Origin of the sequence: Neolewinella xylanilytica (genome assembly GCF_002934605.1) — a bacterium.
GTDB lineage: Bacteria > Bacteroidota > Bacteroidia > Chitinophagales > Saprospiraceae > Neolewinella > Neolewinella xylanilytica.
The window spans coordinates 2,162,847-2,179,151 of the sequence record NZ_PTJC01000005.1; the positions used below are offsets into that span (position 1 = coordinate 2,162,847).

10 protein-coding genes are annotated in these 16,305 nt (G+C 60.1%); 6 read left to right on the forward strand and 4 right to left on the reverse strand.

Going from position 1 to position 16,305, the window contains the following annotated elements; all coding sequences use genetic code 11:
• Positions 1-30: 30 nt before the first annotated feature.
• From CLV84_RS08410 to CLV84_RS08420, 3 genes are all read right to left on the reverse strand, one after another.
• Positions 31-2,424 (reverse strand): outer membrane beta-barrel protein, encoded by a 2,394-nt coding sequence (locus tag CLV84_RS08410; protein ID WP_104419268.1) that lies wholly within the window; start codon positions 2,422-2,424, stop codon positions 31-33.
• Between the two features lie 167 nt (positions 2,425-2,591).
• Entirely contained in the window at positions 2,592-3,305 is a 714-nt protein-coding gene (locus tag CLV84_RS08415) for a DUF4328 domain-containing protein (RefSeq protein ID WP_170067624.1), read from the reverse strand.
• A gap of 151 nt (positions 3,306-3,456) precedes the next feature.
• Complete coding sequence (locus tag CLV84_RS08420) at positions 3,457-3,858, reverse strand: DUF3224 domain-containing protein (RefSeq protein WP_104419270.1); 402 nt, start codon at positions 3,856-3,858, stop codon at positions 3,457-3,459.
• A 272-nt stretch (positions 3,859-4,130) separates the two neighbouring features.
• Here CLV84_RS08420 and CLV84_RS08425 point away from each other — a divergent pair, with 272 nt between their 5' ends.
• From CLV84_RS08425 to CLV84_RS08450, 6 genes are all read left to right on the forward strand, one after another.
• Complete coding sequence (locus CLV84_RS08425) at positions 4,131-6,248, forward strand: M48 family metallopeptidase (protein WP_104419271.1); 2,118 nt, start codon at positions 4,131-4,133, stop codon at positions 6,246-6,248.
• 243 nt (positions 6,249-6,491) lie between these two features.
• Complete coding sequence (locus CLV84_RS08430; RefSeq protein WP_104419272.1) at positions 6,492-7,508, forward strand: LLM class flavin-dependent oxidoreductase; 1,017 nt, start codon at positions 6,492-6,494, stop codon at positions 7,506-7,508.
• Between the two features lie 28 nt (positions 7,509-7,536).
• Positions 7,537-8,403 carry a glycoside hydrolase family 16 protein gene (locus tag CLV84_RS08435; RefSeq protein ID WP_104419273.1) on the forward strand — a complete coding sequence of 289 codons (867 nt, stop codon included), beginning with the start codon at positions 7,537-7,539 and terminating at the stop codon, positions 8,401-8,403.
• A gap of 30 nt (positions 8,404-8,433) precedes the next feature.
• Positions 8,434-9,045 (forward strand): Pr6Pr family membrane protein, encoded by a 612-nt coding sequence (locus CLV84_RS08440; protein ID WP_104419274.1) that lies wholly within the window; start codon positions 8,434-8,436, stop codon positions 9,043-9,045.
• Positions 9,046-9,117: 72 nt separating this feature from the next.
• The gene (locus CLV84_RS08445; RefSeq protein ID WP_104419275.1) at positions 9,118-10,629 is read left to right on the forward strand and encodes a M20/M25/M40 family metallo-hydrolase; all 1,512 of its coding nucleotides are present in this window, start codon (positions 9,118-9,120) and stop codon (positions 10,627-10,629) included.
• A 240-nt stretch (positions 10,630-10,869) separates the two neighbouring features.
• The gene (locus CLV84_RS08450; RefSeq protein ID WP_170067625.1) at positions 10,870-14,964 is read left to right on the forward strand and encodes a hybrid sensor histidine kinase/response regulator transcription factor; all 4,095 of its coding nucleotides are present in this window, start codon (positions 10,870-10,872) and stop codon (positions 14,962-14,964) included.
• Positions 14,965-15,174: 210 nt separating this feature from the next.
• Here CLV84_RS08450 and pelA read toward each other — a convergent pair whose 3' ends face one another.
• The gene (gene pelA / locus CLV84_RS08455; protein WP_211295204.1) at positions 15,175-16,224 is read right to left on the reverse strand and encodes a pectate lyase; all 1,050 of its coding nucleotides are present in this window, start codon (positions 16,222-16,224) and stop codon (positions 15,175-15,177) included.
• Positions 16,225-16,305: the final 81 nt, after the last annotated feature.

The window sequence follows — 16,305 nt, forward strand, 5'->3', positions numbered from 1 at the left end:
CGGAGGGGCCGTTCTTATTTGCGCGGCAGCTTAATCTCCGATCCTGCCCCGTTCCTCCTGGCTCGCACTATCGCGTGCTTCCCGCTTCGTAAGGAAGCGGTTACCGAATTTGTAGGTCACCTTCGCGGAAAAGACGGGCGCCTCCCAGGTGGACAAAATGTCCATATCCTGCTGCTGGTACCGGATCTCTCCCCGGAAGAATTGCTGGACGATGCCCTCACCGCTCAGGATGAGGTTCAGGCGATCGTCGAGGAAGTCCTTCTGCAGCCCCGCGTCGAGCCCGTACATCGGTTCGTAGCGGATGATGCCATCCAGTCCGGAGCCCTGGTACCATCCGTTGATCTGAAATTTCCAATCCTTTGGCAGGCGGATGTCCATCTGCATAAAGCCGGTGACGCTCCACTGATCCTGGTCGAGGTTGCCTCCGAGAAAATCGCTGGTATAATCGTTGTAGTAGAGCATGGCCCCACCGTAACCGCTGATGGATTTACCAATCCAGTCGAGGGGGAAGAACAGGCTGCCGCCGTAGCGTACGTAGCGGTCGAGGTTGACCGTCGTTTGGAAGGCCACGCCCGAAGCTTCTTCCTGCTGGGTGACGTCGGCGATGATGTCGTTGGTATAGTCGTAGCTCAGGTTCAGAAAGGGCTGTTTTTCGTAGGTTACCGATAGTTGTCCGCTGTGGATCAGCTCCGGTTGCAGGAACGGATTACCCTTTTCGTAGGTCAGCGGGTCCAGGTAGGAAATGAAGGGGTTGAGATCGTAGTAGCTGGGGCGTTCGATGCGGTAGCTGTAGGCCAGGCTTACCCCCAGGGCTCCCTTCAGTGGCGCACTTACGCTAAGGCTGGGGAACAACTGACCAAAGCTGCGGAGGTTTGTACTGTCGATCGTGACATTGTGTCCCTCCATGCGGGTGTGCTCGTAGCGAAGTCCGGCTTTGGCGCTCCAGTCGCCCGCTTCCCAGCCGAGTTCGGTGTAGGCCGCCGCAATGTTCTCGTCGTATAGGTAGCGGTTGCTCAGGTTTTCATCGGTTACCAGTGTGCCGTTGATCCGGAGCTTGGCTAGTAGCTCGTTATCCAGCTCGGCGTGACTCGCCTTGGCCCCGGCGGTAAGCAGGAGGGAAGCGGTAAGCGGCTTGCGGTAATCGACCCGCCCGCTAAAGATCCGGGCGTCGCTGGGTTCGAGGTTCAGCCGGTCGGGGTAGTCGTCGCTGCCTTCGGTGCGGAGGGTAATTCGGGTGTCCCGCGCAAAGGTGTTGACGCTGCCATCGAAGGTGAGTTCCTGGCCGCTGGTATCGAGTTTGATGCGGTAGTAGCCGTCCAGGTTGAGGTTGTTCCACTCGCGTTGGCGTTCCCGGTAGGTTACGAAGCGGGTGATGGGGGTGCTGCTTTCCGGCCGGGTGATCCGGGTGAGGTTTTCTCCGAAACTGGGGCTCTGGCCGAAGCCGTACTGTCCGTTGACCCCGATGCGGTGGCGATCGTTGAGGTCGTAGTCCGCTCCCAGCCGGAGACTGTAGCTGTTTGGCACGCCGTAGCCGTCGTTTTCCTGGACGTAGGTACGATCGTCGAAGCGGCGAACGAGGTCCAGGCCTTCGATCCATTCCTGGTGATTGTAGCTGACGCCGCCGGTGAGGTTCAGCGGCCCGCTCTGGTGGCTGAGTTCGGCTCCGGCCCGGTATTTGGCGCGCTCGCCGTAGCCACCACCGATGTACACTTGTCCGTTGGTGCCCAGCAGGCTGTTCTTTTTGAGTACGATGTTGATCACGCCCCCGTTGCCTTCCGCGTCGTAGGCGGCGCCGGGTTGGCTGATCACCTCGATCGATTTGATGTTGTCGGCGGGCATGTCGCGGAGCAGGCTGTTGATGTCCAGGTACTTCGTCGGTCGGCCGTCGATCAGGATGGTGAGGCCGGATTTGCCCGCCATGGCAATTCGATCGCCGGCTACGACGATGCCCGGCACTTTCTTAAGTAAGTCGACCACCGAGCCCCCCTGACCGGTAATCGATTGGTCGACGTTGACTACCAGGCGGCCGGCTTTCTGCTCCAGGAAGGGCTTCTTGGCCGTCACTTCGATCGTGGCCAGGTCCGTGGCCGTGGCGTAGAGGGTGTAGACGGGAAGTTGAAGTTCCATTCCCGCTGCCAGGCCGAAAGCCGGGTGATCGGTTTGTGGCATTCCGATACCGGTGGTGCGGATGAAGTAGTCGCCGGGTTGGAGGCCGGCGAAGCGAAAGGTGCCCGATGCGTCGGCCAGTTCCAATTTGATGACGGCGGAATCGGTGGCCTGCAACAGCAGCACGTTAGCAAATTCCGCCGGCGCATCGGCTACCCGCAAGCTGCCGGCAACCGATGCGGTTTCTTGGGCGGCGAGGGCGGCGGCGGCGCAGGTGAAAAATAGTATTGCAAACAATCGATAGTAGTGGTGGATCATGGTCGTTGGGGTAGCCGGTAAAGCGATACGTCCACAAAACTCAACCGGGAAGGGGTAGGGGACCAACTCCTTCGACGAATGGTGGTGGAACATCGATGATAAACGACGTTCCTTTTTTCCGGGGGTTGCAGGCCGGCTCAGAAATAGTACGGTATGCGCCGGCGGAATTACCGTTCCCGCGGGCCGAAGCTCTCCACGATCAGGGTTTCTTCCGGAGTGAAAACGGTGCGTAAAACCCATTCAATTGCGGAGTAGCGTTTTACCACCAGGATCGCCAGATAGGCGGTAGGCAATCCCCAGGTGTACAGCACGACGTCCAGCTGAAAGCTTGTCTGCATCGCCTCGATCGTATCGAGGTTGTCCGACATCCGGGCGACCACCCGGCTGAGAATGGAAAAAATCACCCACATTCCCCACCAGATGCCGATGGTATCCCGTTTGCCGAGCAGGCCTTCCGCGAGGGGATGGCCCCGCAGCAGGTGGTCGCTCTTAACGTAAAGTTCCTGCATGATCTGGTAAGGGCGGACTAGATTGAGGAAGGGAACGAACCAGGCACCGGCGGCCCACCCTTCACCGTGGTCGACGCGGACAGGCAATTCGTGCAGGTTATAATAGGCCCGGCGAAACCAGCGGATGAAGGTGGTGGCGGCGATCACCAACCCAAGAAGGTACGCGGCAATCAGTCCCTGGAAAATGGTATCCGCCAGATTGATCAGGGTAGGGTCGGGAATATCATCGGCGGCAATGCGGTGCAGTAAGTACAGTTCCGATAACGAACTAAGCACCAATCCGGCCTGCACCGCGACCAGGAAGTACAGGGCGTAGATGGCCTGATTCGCCCGCTCGGCGTTGGGGCGTAAACGTAGGGTCGGTCCGGGCAAAGCAGATGGGTTCGGGGGAGATTGCGGAATGGGGCTGAATGGGAAAACGGTAACGACTTGGGAATTTGGTTCCGTTAACAGCTTATTCCTGCGCCCCGCCGCCAAGTTGAAGCATAGCGATCTGGGTTGTCGATCAGCGGTTGTAGTTAACCTACAATTGATACGCCAGGTCGTAAAAGTGCTTGCCGTCTTCCTGGCGGATGTACATCGTACCCCGTAAACCGAGCAGCTCGTCGGTGCCCGAAGCAGGCACCACCTCCAGGATAAGCCGGGAATCGCCGGCGTGCATCACGCCGAAATGCTGCAGGATAAAACTCCCGCTTTTGCCGTCCAGCGACCCGGTCACTTTTTCCATGGCAACATAGCCGGCCGATCCCTGCGTAGCGGTCATGCCGGTAAGCATTTCGCCCTGGCTGCTGCCCGTGAGCGGTCCGGTGAACGTCTTGTCAAGCGACATGCGGCCAAGGGTGGGACCCGCTTTACCGGAGTCGGCGTAGGGCTCCAGCGGGCTCATTTTTACGGTAAAGGTTCCGGTGACTTTCATGGTCGGCATAGGGCTGTTTCAACATCTAATGTAGGACACCGGGAGCGGAACCAAAAAGCCTGTGGGTAGCAGGCCGCAACGCTGGCTGGGTCACCTATGCCGGCAGCGTATTCGTCGGGGCGGGGGAGCCGTGCCGAGATACGGGGAACCGTGGCTGCCCCGGCTGATCATGTGGCAGCTTAGTACAGCGCGCCAAATGTTAGCTTCGGCCTGGCCAGCGCTAATTAAGCATAGCGCGCAGTTAACTACTGTATTCCGTAACCCCTAAGTCTCTTTCCGACGTGCCCGTTTCCGATGTCCGCGTGTCAACCGCCTTCCGCAACCAGGCCGGTCGGGCGATTTTCGCCATTATCCTGTTCGTGGTTTCGTATCTGCTCATGTTGATCGCCGCGGCGGTATTGTGCGGTGCCTGTCTTTACGCCGGTATCACCCTGTTCGTCTCCCAACCCCAGGCAGGGACCGCCCTGATCGGGGCGGGGATCGGCAGTGCCGGCGTGCTCGTGTTAATTTTCATGATTAAGTTTCTCGTCCATCGGGATACCGAAGCCCCGCCGCCGCGAATTCAGCTCCACGAGCGGGACCAACCGGAGCTCTTTACCCTTATTCGGAAAGTAGTGGCGGAAGTCGGTACGGATTTCCCCAAACGCGTCTATCTATCCAATGAGGTAAACGCCAGCGTTTTCTACGATTCGCCGTTTCGGAGCATGTTCCTGCCGGTGCCGAAAAATTTGTCGGTGGGTATGGGTATGCTGGTATGCACGACCCGGCAGGAACTCCTGGCCGTGCTGGCCCACGAGTTCGGGCACTTTTCCCAGCGTAGTATGCGGGTGGGCAGCTACGCGTATCACGCCAATCGGGTTATTCATAACCTCTTGTTCGACAACTACGGTTACGATCAAATGGTGGCCCGATGGAGTAGTGCTTCCGGCATCTTTTCCTTGTTTGCCGTCCCCGCAATGCTAATCGTGCGCGGAATCCAGTGGTTGCTGGCCAAGGTGTACGTCTTGTTGAACCGTTCCTACCTGGCCCTGTCGCGGGAGATGGAGTTCCACGCCGACGAGGTGGCGGCCCACGTCGCCGGCCAACGGTACCTGGGGGATGCCCTTCTGCGATTCGACCTGGCCCAGGAAGCCTACCACCGCGTGATCGACCATTACAACCACCGGATCGGGGAATGCGTCACCTCCCGGAACCTCTTTACCGAGTTGCAGTATACGCTCCACCAAATCGCCCGCCGGCGCGAGATTCCCTTCCGCCACGCCTTGCCTTTCCCGACGGAGGATACCGCCCAACGGGCCTTCACCACCCGGGTGGTGATCAAAAACGCCTGGGCATCCCATCCCGATCATCAGGACCGCGTCGAACGCTTGGCGGCTACCGGGCTAACCGGGGAGGCGCCCGACCATTCGGCTGCCCTGGATGTGCTCCGTGGGGCCGAATCCTTGCAATGCCAGTTGACGGAGCTGACCTTCGCCGGGGTGCGGTACGAGCGGGACCCCCGGCAAGCCGACCGGCAAGAGTTTATCGAACGGATGACCTACCAGCTCAGCCAGGGGGAACTTCCCGATTGCTATGGCGGCTATTACGATCGCTACCATCCGCTGCTGGAGCCTCGCGATTTCGAGGAATTGCCCCCCGCCGCGCTGTCGGGAGCGCCTTTCCCGCCGGCTGAGATCGCGGAGATGCTCGATCTGTCGATTACCAGCGCGGATGCCGCCGCAATACGAGAAATTGCGCGGGGGAATGTAGAAACACGGTTCTTTCTTTACGACGGACAGCGGTACCCGGCCAGCGAAGCACGCGCCCTTGCCCTGCGCCTCGAACGGGAATGCGAAGCGAGGTTGACTGAACGCCTCGACCGCGATCGCCAACTCTTCCAACATTTTTGCCACTTGGCTACCGAACGAGGAGAGCACCTTCACCTACGGCAATACTACCGGGATCTGCACGCCTTCAACGAACGGTACGCCGGCTTGCAACGGAACACGGTTGCCCTGCGGGAAGGGCTAGATTTTCTCAACACCCCTACGGACGCGGACCGGGCGGCCCTGGCGTTTCAAAACCTGCGTCCGCTAGAAAAGCAACTGGAGGATTCCCTGCTTTTTTACATCGGTCACCCACTCCTGGTCCCGGATATCTTACCAACTACCCGCCGCGACATCGAGCAATTCTGCGCCGGCGAACGCACCTACTTACAGGTCGACGAATTCGATATACCGGCCCTCGAGCAATTAGTTGCCATGATCGAGTGGGCCGACACCGCCCGGGAGAAGCTTTTTTTCCTGCTAAAGCGGGCGCTACTCGTCTACCAGGCGACCCTGTTGACCGGGCATCCGGGAAGCGGGGAAGGTGGAGCGGCCCAAGCGGTCCGAAACCCGGCGTCCACGGGGAAATCATAGCGCTCATCCGCCGCACCGGCACGGGGGGGCAGCTTGATGCTTGGCGTGAGGAGGTGCCCTGCTTACGGCCCGCAGGATGCAACTTATCGTACCCCTCCCGTGTCTTCTCGGTATCCGATAACGGGTCGGTACACCGACGGTTTAGCGAGTCGTCTTTCCCTAGTGTGATTTGCGGCAAAGGCTCCTAATCAGTTGGTCGTCAGCTCGGTGTCGGGATTTAGCCAAGTTTACAAAGCGTGCTCCATGTCTACGAATCCCCCTACCAACGTTAAATTCAGCGTCCTCGATCTCGCGGCGGTTGCCGACGGTTCCACGCCGGCCGATACTTTCCGGAATAGCCTGAGTCTGGCCCGACACGTGGAGCAGCTGGGCTATACGCGGTACTGGGTCTCGGAGCACCACAATATGGCGGGCGTGGCCAGCTCCTCACCGCCGGTGCTGATCGGATACCTGGCGGGAGGGACGAACACACTACGCGTCGGATCCGGCGGGATTATGCTGCCGAACCACGCGCCCCTCATCGTGGCCGAGCAGATGGGAACCCTCGCGACCCTGTACCCGGGCCGTATCGACCTCGGACTGGGGCGCGCGCCGGGCACCGACCCCGTTGCTTCACGGGCCATCCGGGGTGCGGCGGCCTTTACGGCACCGGATTTTCCCGGGGACATCGAGCAACTACAGACTTACTTTTCCGCGGAAAACCGCCACGGCCAGGTGCGCGCCATCCCCGGCGAGGGACTGGACGTGCCGATCTACATCCTCGGGTCGAGCACCGAAAGCGCCTACCTGGCCGGGGTGATGGGACTGCCCTACGCCTTCGCCAGCCACTTCGCGCCGACCCAATTCATGGCCGCCGTGAAGCGGTACCGCGACAACTTCCGCCCCTCCGACGTGCTTCAGGAGCCCTACGTGATCGCCTGTATTAACGTGATCGCGGCCGATAGCGACGAGGAGGCCAAATATCTCGGTACCACCCTGGAGCAGATGATGCTGGGGGTAGTCAGCGGACGGCGGAAACTGATGCAGCCTCCGGTGGACTCCATGGACAAGCTCTGGTCGCCCGCCGAACGTCAGCACGTGGAGCACATGCTCTCTTTGTCGTTCATCAGTGGCCGCGACCGACTGGAGTCGGACCTGCAGCACTTCCTGGCGCAAACGGGCGTCAACGAACTGATGGCTTCCACCCACCTCTACGATCACGCCGCGCGATTACGGTCTTACGAGCTGTTCGCGGACGTAATGCAGGGGGTGGCGGCCTAAACGGCGCCGAACCCGTACATTGGGAGCTATGGTGCTTCTCCGTTTTGTTGCTCCCTTTATCGGCCTGTTGATGATCGGCTGTGCTAGCGGCACGCCGGCCCTGAACGGCCCGCCACCCGACGACGCAGCGGTTCCCGAAGGCTACGCGCTGGTGTGGTCGGAAGAATTCGATCGGGGCACCCGACCGGATACGAGTGTCTGGGGGTACGAGCGTGGTTTCGTGCGCAACGAGGAGGATCAGTGGTACCAGGAAGACAACGTGCGGATCGAAGCCGGCTATCTAATCATCGAGGGGCGGCGGGAGTCCATGCCCAATCCGAGCTATGTCTCCGGCAGTGACAGCTGGCGGACCAGCCGGCCTACCGTCGAATACACCTCCTCCAGCATCAACACCCGGGGTAAATACGATTGGCAGTACGGCCGCTTCGAACTGCGCGCCAAAATTCCGGTGGGGGAAGGTATCTGGCCGGCCTGGTGGACCCTGGGGGTGGAAGGACCCTGGCCCGCAAACGGGGAAATCGACATCATGGAATATTACGACGGGGTGATCCTGGCTAACGTGGCCAGCCGCGACGACGACGGCGGCGCCCGGTGGTCGTCCGTCCGCGTACCGCTGGATAGCCTGGGCGGGCAAGCATGGGCGGACGCCTTTCACGTCTGGCGCATGGACTGGGACCAGGACGCCATTGCACTCTACGTCGACGACAGTTTGCTTAATCGTACGCTGATCAGCGAGATGCCCAATGCGGGCGACTACGATTTCGAGCCGTTCCACCAGCCCCATTACATGCTGTTGAACCTGGCACTGGGCGGGCGCAATGGCGGACCCCTCGACAATACGCCGCTGCCGGCTCGTTACCTGGTGGATTACGTGCGGGTTTACCAGCGGCGATAAGCTATCTTTCGGGATCTAAATTTCCCGCGGATGAGGAGGCGGATGGAGCTTATCGGTGCGCTGCTGGCCTGGACCGCGGTAATCGTTCAGTTCGTTTTGATGATCGCCAACCGCCAGGCCGGGGTGGGGGAGACCGTCGTCCGCTTTTTCAGCTACTTTACCATACTGACCAACACCCTGGTAGCGGTCTACTTTACCTATCGATTGACGGGCGCTCGCGGTACCTTCAACCGTCCTGGCGCTGTTACGGCGATCACGGCCTTTATTCTGATCGTCGGTATCGTGTACCAACTCGTGCTGCGGGGGATCTGGACCCCGACGGGGCTGCAACGGATCGTTGACGAACTCCTGCATTCTGTCAACCCGGTGTACGTGTTGCTCTACTTCTACCTTTTTTCCGGCCGGGAAGATTACCAGCTGCGCGGGATAGGGCCCTGGTTGCTCTATCCGGTGGTCTACTTCGGCTTCGTACTGCTCCGAGGCGGCGTTTCCGGCTTTTATCCGTACCCTTTCGTGGACGTCACTACCCTTGGCTACGGTTCCGTAGTGGTGAATTTCGCGCTGCTCACGGTTTTCGCCTTGTTGCTGATCGGCTTACTCGTTGGTTTGGGACGGTGGAAAAGGGCAGCGCGGCCAGGCTGAGGGGGCGCCGGAGCGCGGGTGAAAAGCCAGCGGCCGCCGGGACGCAGTATCTTCCCCGCGAAAAGCCATTCCATGCGCTACCCGATTGCCTTCTTGTTCCTGGTACTTTATTGCACCCGCGCGCCGGCGCAAACCACTTTATACGAGCGAACGCTCGAAAGCCTGCCGGAATTCGAAGCCTTCCTACGCCTGCCGAACGACGCGGCCGTCGACGGGCAGCTGGAGGCGAACCTGGCTTGGTTGGAAACCGAATTTTCCCGCCGCGGCTTCGCTACCGAGCGGCTGGCCAACGGGGGCATCGACATCTTTTTGGCAACGTTCCCGACGGAGGTGGAGCAGCCGGAGCGGGTCCTCTTTTACAGTCACGTAGACGGGCAAGCGGTCGACCCCGACCGGTGGAAGCTCGCCCCGCCCTTCGAGCCGGTCTACGGCCGAATGCATACCAACGCGGCGGGGGTGACGGAATACGAACCGGCCGACCTTCCCGAACGTCCCGACACCAGCGACGTCCGGCTGTTTGCCCGCTCGAGCAGTGATGCCAAGGCGCCGATCATGATGTTCCTCGTGGCCTGGGATCACTTGATTGCCGAGGGGAAACGTCCCGCCTACGAGGTAAAATTCATCATCGACCCGATGGAGGAGGCCGGTAGCCCCGACCTGGCCGCGGCGGTACGGGCGAACCGGGAAAAGCTGGCGGCGGACCACCTAGTGATCCTCGACGGACCCGTTCACCTCACCAATCGGCCGACGCTCGTGGGCGGCGCCCGGGGTATCGCCACGGCTACGATCACGGTTTACGGACCCAAGGTGCCGCAGCACAGCGGCCATTATGGGAATTACGCCCCTAACCCCGCCCTGCGGCTGGCGGAGATCCTGGCGTCTACGAAAGATCAGCGGGGGCGGGTGACCATCCCCGGATTCTACGACGGGATCGAGCTCGATGCGGACACCCGCGAGTTGCTGGCCGCCGCCCCGGACGACGCGGAGCAGATCGCCCGCCGCATTGGATTTAGTGAACCCGACCGGGTGGGGGGGAACCTCCAGGAGGCGCTACAGTACCCCAGCCTGAACGTACGGGGCATGGCCAGCGGCTGGGTGGGCGCGGAAACCCGTACCATCGTACCCGCCACGGCCACCGCCGAGCTCGACCTGCGGCTGGTGAAGGAGACCGACGGTGACCGGCTGCTCGACCTGCTCCGGCGGCACATTGAAAACCAGGGATACCACCTGATCCCCGGCGACCGCGAACCGACGGAGGAAGAGCGGGCGACCTATCCGCGGCTGGCGGGATTTTCGGGCACGACCAGCTACGGTGCCTTCCGGACCGACCTCGCCGGCCCGACCGGAAGTTGGCTGGAACGCGGATTGCGGCAGGCGCTGGAGGAAGAAGTCGTGCTGATCCGGACCATGGGCGGGTCGGTGCCGATCGCCCCCTTCGTGAATACGCTGGAGGTGCCGGCGGTGGTGCTGCCGCTGGTCAATCCGGACAACAACCAGCATAGCCCGAACGAAAACCTGCTGCTCCGGAATTACTTCAGCGGCGTCCGGAGCCTGTATGGCGTGCTGGCCGAGAAAATAAAGTAGGCGCCTGGTTGGCTGACGGACACAAAGGCCTGCGCTTGCTCAATTATCAGCAAGGACTCCCAGTTTGGGGTTATCTTAGTCCTGGCCTTCGTTAGCCTTTTGATCATGCCGTATACGTTTTTTAGTGCATTTGAAATCCAAGCGAATAGGGTACCTGCTCTATGTTGCCTGCCCCGGACCGGGGTGGGCCGTCCCTGGTTGATTTGGCTCCTGCTCACCGTCGCGTTTTCATCCGTCGGCTTGCTTAAAGCTACCCAGCCGTATACCCCTACGGTGGTGAACCCCCTCACCGAATCCTGGCGCTGGCGGCAATTTCCGGAGTTAAGCGATAAGGGGATACGCTGCATCGTGGAGACGCCCGACCGACGGGTCTTCGCGGGCAGTACCGACGGGGTACTGGAGTACAACGGCTACGATTGGACGGCCCATACCGGTCGCAACAGTCCGCAGGGGTACCCGGTGGAACAACTGCTGGTAGCTTCCGACGGGTCCATCGTTGCGAGCAACCGGGCAGGTATCTTCCGCTACCGGGAGGGAAAGTGGACGCATGAGTTTGTTGCGCCGGATAATTTCCCCTTCAGTTTTACTGCTTTGAAGGAGTTGAACGAAGGGAGTATTCTCGGATGTTCCGATCGTGGGTTTCTGCGACTGGCCGGGGGAAAAGTCAGCATACTTACCTCCGCCACGCGGCAGGAATCGTTGAAAAACGCCTTGCCCGAAGTCACCTGGTTCTTGCTCCCGGACGGTGCCCTGAGCGAATCCCGGTCGTTTCACTCCGCTTCCGACGTCTTGGAAGATGCGCGTGGCGATGTGTGGCTGGCACTGAATACGACCATGGAAAGCGGGAAGCTACTGCGGTTTCACCCGGCCGATTTCTTTGCGGGCGGCGGCCTGCCTTACGAGGTGGTGCAGAGCGCTGCCGGCACCAAGCTCGGGTCGGATCAAAAAGTCCTCGAGGCAAAGGACGGGCGGATTTGGGTGATCAATTCCAGTTCCGATCGCGGGATCGTCGTGTACGACGGGCGGGAGTGGGAAACCATCTCGGTGCACCCGCTCTTCGGGGGAGATGAATACATGACCGATATCGTGCAGTCCGACAACGGCATCATCTGGATCAGCACCATAGCCAAAATCTACAGCTATTCTCCCAATGGTGCATGGGAACTGTACAAAGCCCCCCAGTATCCGATCCCCGCCAACCGCGTACTCCTGCAGAAGAGCCAGAGCGACCAGTTGTGGCTGGCGGGGTATAAAAGCAAGTTGTTGCTCCTGGATTTTTCCCTCAGCCGCTGGCTTACCTACGACGGCTTGAGCTTCCAGTTCGCCGACGGGCCCGACGAGGAATGGTTCGTGGAAGCGGACAACCGGGTCGTTCGCCGTTCCGGTGACGAGTGGATAGCCTACGGCACCGAAGACGGGCTGATGGACGCGCCGGTCCGGTTACTCCGCACCTCCGCCGGGCAGTTGTGGGCGGCGGGCTCCCACCTGGGCAAGGCCGCCACCGCCGTACTGCGTGGAGAGAAGTGGGAGTTGCACCTGCACCCGACCTTATCCTGGGGCATCGATTACCGCGCGGTGTTCGAAGCCAGCGACGGTGGCTTATGGTTCGGGGGTAGCGTGGACGCCCGCAGTCAGGACGGTTTCACGAGTGGTGTACTGGAACTGCGTGATCCGACGGCGGAAACCTTCGAATGGGTCCACCACGTTTATGGCGAAAACGGACTCAACCAGGCCAACGTTTACGGCATTGGCGAAACCCCCGATGGTACCATCTGCATCGGCGGAAGCAAGCTGATGCTCTTTGAAGGCGGCAGTTGGCGACCGGCGGAGGACGAGCGGCTGCAGCAGTACGTCAATTGTCTGCGCAGTACCGAAGACCTTCTTTTGGTCGGTTCGCGGTACTATGGGGTATTCGTGTACGACGGCCAGGAGTGGAAAAATTACACTACCGACGACGGACTCTCCGGCAACACCATCCTGAGCATCGACGCCCTTTCCGATTCCCTATTTATCGTTGCTACGGAGAATGGTACCTGCGCTTTCGACGGCCAGTCGTGGACCTGCGATCTTTTCCCGGACCAGCTGGCCCTCGATTTCGAGGGGGGAACCATCACCCACACCGACGACTATCTCTGGATCGACCACGTGCCCCGCAGCTGGAAGCGCCGGGCCCTCACGGGTAGCACCTTCGAACAAGAGCCCAATACGTTCTTCAGTACGCGGTACCAACCTTCGCGCACCCCACCGGAAACCTCCATCGCATTCTATACCGAGCGCGTGCCGGCGGAGGGCAACGGGATCATTTCCTGGGCGGGAAAAGATTTTTTCGGCAAAACGAACGCCGAGAACCTTGTCTTCAGCTACCGACTCGACGGTGGGCCGTGGTTGCCCTACGGTTCCGATAATGAGTATGCCTTCACGAGCATGCCGGACGGCCCCCACCGGCTTGAGGTGCGGGCCCGGGACATCGATTTTAACGTGGATCCCACGCCGGCCGTGGTGGACTTTGCGGTGTTACCGCCGATCTGGAAACAGGGTTGGTTCATCGGCCTGATGCTGCTGTTTTTGGCCATTTTCGGATTCTACGAATACCGCGTTCTGACCAAGAAGAAGAAACTTGAGGTGGTGAATGCCTCCCTCCACGAGCGCAATGAGGAGATCCGCCACCAGCGCGACAAGCTGGAAAGCATGTTGGTGCAGCTGGAAAACCTGTCGAAAGCCAAACTCGGCTTCTTTACCAACATTTCTCACGAGCTGCGTACGCCCCTCACGCTCATCCTCGGCCCCATCACCCAGTTAGTGGAAGAGCAGGAGTCCCTGTCGGAAACCCGCCGTCGGCAGTTGCAAAGCATGGTGCAGCGAAACGCCAACCGGCTACTCAAACTTATCGATCAGTTATTGGAGATCCGGCGGATCGAGCATACCTCTCTGGAAATCAATCTGAGCGACATCCACCTGGCCCGTTACGTGGAGGCAATCGTGGAGCTGTTCGAAGACCTGGCGCTGGACCGTGACGTGTGCCTCCGCATGACCGACCGGACCGAAGCCCGCTACGCTTCCACCGACCTGGACAAGGTGGAAAAGATTCTGGCCAACCTGCTGTCCAATGCCTTCCGCCATACGCCGGAGGGGGGCACGATCGATGTGACGCTAAGCGAGGAGGCGGCCGAAGCCGCCGACCTGAACCCCTTTTACGACCGCTATTTCAAACTGGAAGTGCGGGACACCGGTACGGGTATCAGTCCGGAAAAGATCGCGCTCATCTTCGACAAATACTACACCTCCGGTACGGGCGTCACTCCGAGCGGAGGGACCGGCATCGGGCTCTCCTACATCAAAGATCTCGTTTACCTGATGCAGGGCGAAATACGGGTGGATAGTACCGACGGCATGGGGTCTACGTTTACCGTATACCTGCCGCTGATCATCGCCCACCCGGCGGGGGCTGGCGAGGGCGCCTTACGCTTACCGGCACTCGCGGCAACCATACGGGAAGCTTCCTTATTGCAGGATAGCTTTGTCGCGCTATCCGAACCCCCGGAGGAAGCAGCCGCCGCTACACCCCGGAAAAACATCCTGGTGGTGGAGGATAATCCGGACATGCTCCAGTTTCTCGCCCAATTGCTGCGCGATAAGTATCGGGTCTCGACGGCGACCAACGGGAGGGAAGGCCTGCAGTTAGCCGAGCAGCGATCGTTCGACCTCATCGTCAGCGACGTCATGATGGCCGAGATGGACGGTATGGAACTGTGCCGGCAAATCAAGGGCAAACTGGCCACCAGTCATATTCCGGTTGTCTTACTCACGGCCAAGGTGCTGGATGAGAATAAGCTTTCCGGTTACCGGATGGGGGCGGACGATTACATCACCAAACCCTTCAATCCGGACCTGCTGCTTGTTCGGGTGGAAAGCTTGCTCGATCAGCGGCAGCGCCTGCGGGAGAAATTCAATCTGGATTTCCGTCTCACCCCGGAAGTGGAGGAATTGCCGTCGGCCGATGAGGAATTTATGAGCCGCTTAGTGACGCTGCTCCAGGAGAAGGTTTCCGAGTCCGAGTTCAACGTCAAGGCGATGTGCGACGCTATGCACCTCAGCCACATGCACTTTATCCGTAAAGTGAAGCAGTTGACCGGAAAGAAACCGATCGATCTGCTAAAGTCTTACCGGATGAAACGGGCCAAGGAGCTATTGGGGCAAGGCAGCCTGACGATTGCCGAGGTGGCTTACCAGGTCGGTTTCGACCTACCCAATTCCTTCAGCCGCACCTTCAAGAAGGAGTTCAATATGACGCCTACCGAGTACGCTAAAAGCATGCAGGCGGAGGAGCAGGTGTGATCCCTTCCGGATGCTTTGGTATGCCACTTTTGCCCGGAGCTCCGGACTTTTCAAATGGTATGCGCATCCAGGCTTTTCGGTGAAATGACCTGGGTATCGCCCAGCTCCGGAGACCGCTCGACCTTGGAACACCCCGACCGAATACCACCATCCAGGGTGGAGACCCTCCGCGTCTACATATCAAACGTGATGCTTTCCAGCGGAGCGTGTTCACCCCGCAATGCGCTCTTCCCAGCTCGGGTATTCCTTTTTAATCAGGTCCTTAGCCCAGTGACCGTAGAAGCCGTAGCCCGTCCGGCGTTCGTTTTCGATGTCCTTTAATTCGTATTTGATGATGCCATCTCGGCCAATGAAAATGGGGCGCCAGGTGCCGATCTCGTAGAAGCGGCCCCAGATCGTGCTGCTGCTATCGGCAACGATGATCCGATCGCGTCCGGTGGGTTGGTCGGGAGCCTCGATGCGGTCCTGGCGGTAACCGTCGATCCGTACCGCGTCCAGCCACTCGACCGCTGCCCGTACGGCTTCCCTGATGTCCTCACCGGGCTGCGGTACCTCCATCAGGAAGCGAACGATCTCTACGCTTTCCTTTCCGCTCAGGCTGACCGGCTCGAAGGCGCGCGCCGGGGCCGGAGCCAGCGTATTGCGATCGTGTTGTGCTCCCCAGGCCGTCAACTTGCCGGCATGCACGTATTGGGTGGCCAGGATGCTGTTGATCCCGTTTTCAACCGCGCGACCGGCGGCTTCCCGCTGAGTGGCCGGCAGGGCGGCGTATTCGGCTTTTCCCTCGGAGACCTTACGGAGCAGCGTCAGCAGGTCGATCGTGACGTTGTCATTATAGGTAATGTGACCGTGGTAGCCGGAAGTGTCGGGGTACTCCTGGGGAAATCCGCCGTTGGCGTACTGGGCGGACAGGATAAAATCGATGCCCATGCTGGCGGCTTTCAGGTAAGCCGGGTTATCGGTTCGTTGGTGGGCCCCTAACAGGTAAGTAATCTCCCGGGTGGTGGACTCGTCATCGAATGTGGTATCGTCCTGGGATTTATCCGCTAAAACCGCGGCGCGCTGCGCTTCCGTAAGCGCTTCGTCGTACGCTACGTCGTCACCGTCGTCCTGCGGCCAGCCGCCGTTACTTCGCTGGTAGAGGAGCATCCGTTCGGCCACCGGGTCGGTGGAATCCGGGGCCGCCATTGCGGAAGTGAGCCGGCCGACGTGGCAACCCATGAACGTGAGAAGAAAAAGCAGCACGATCGAAAATTTCAAGGTATTCATCTTTGTCCGAGCGAATATAATAAGGCCCGGGAGGGCCTAAATGCCCGGTCGCGCGAATGTTAAAAGCAGCTA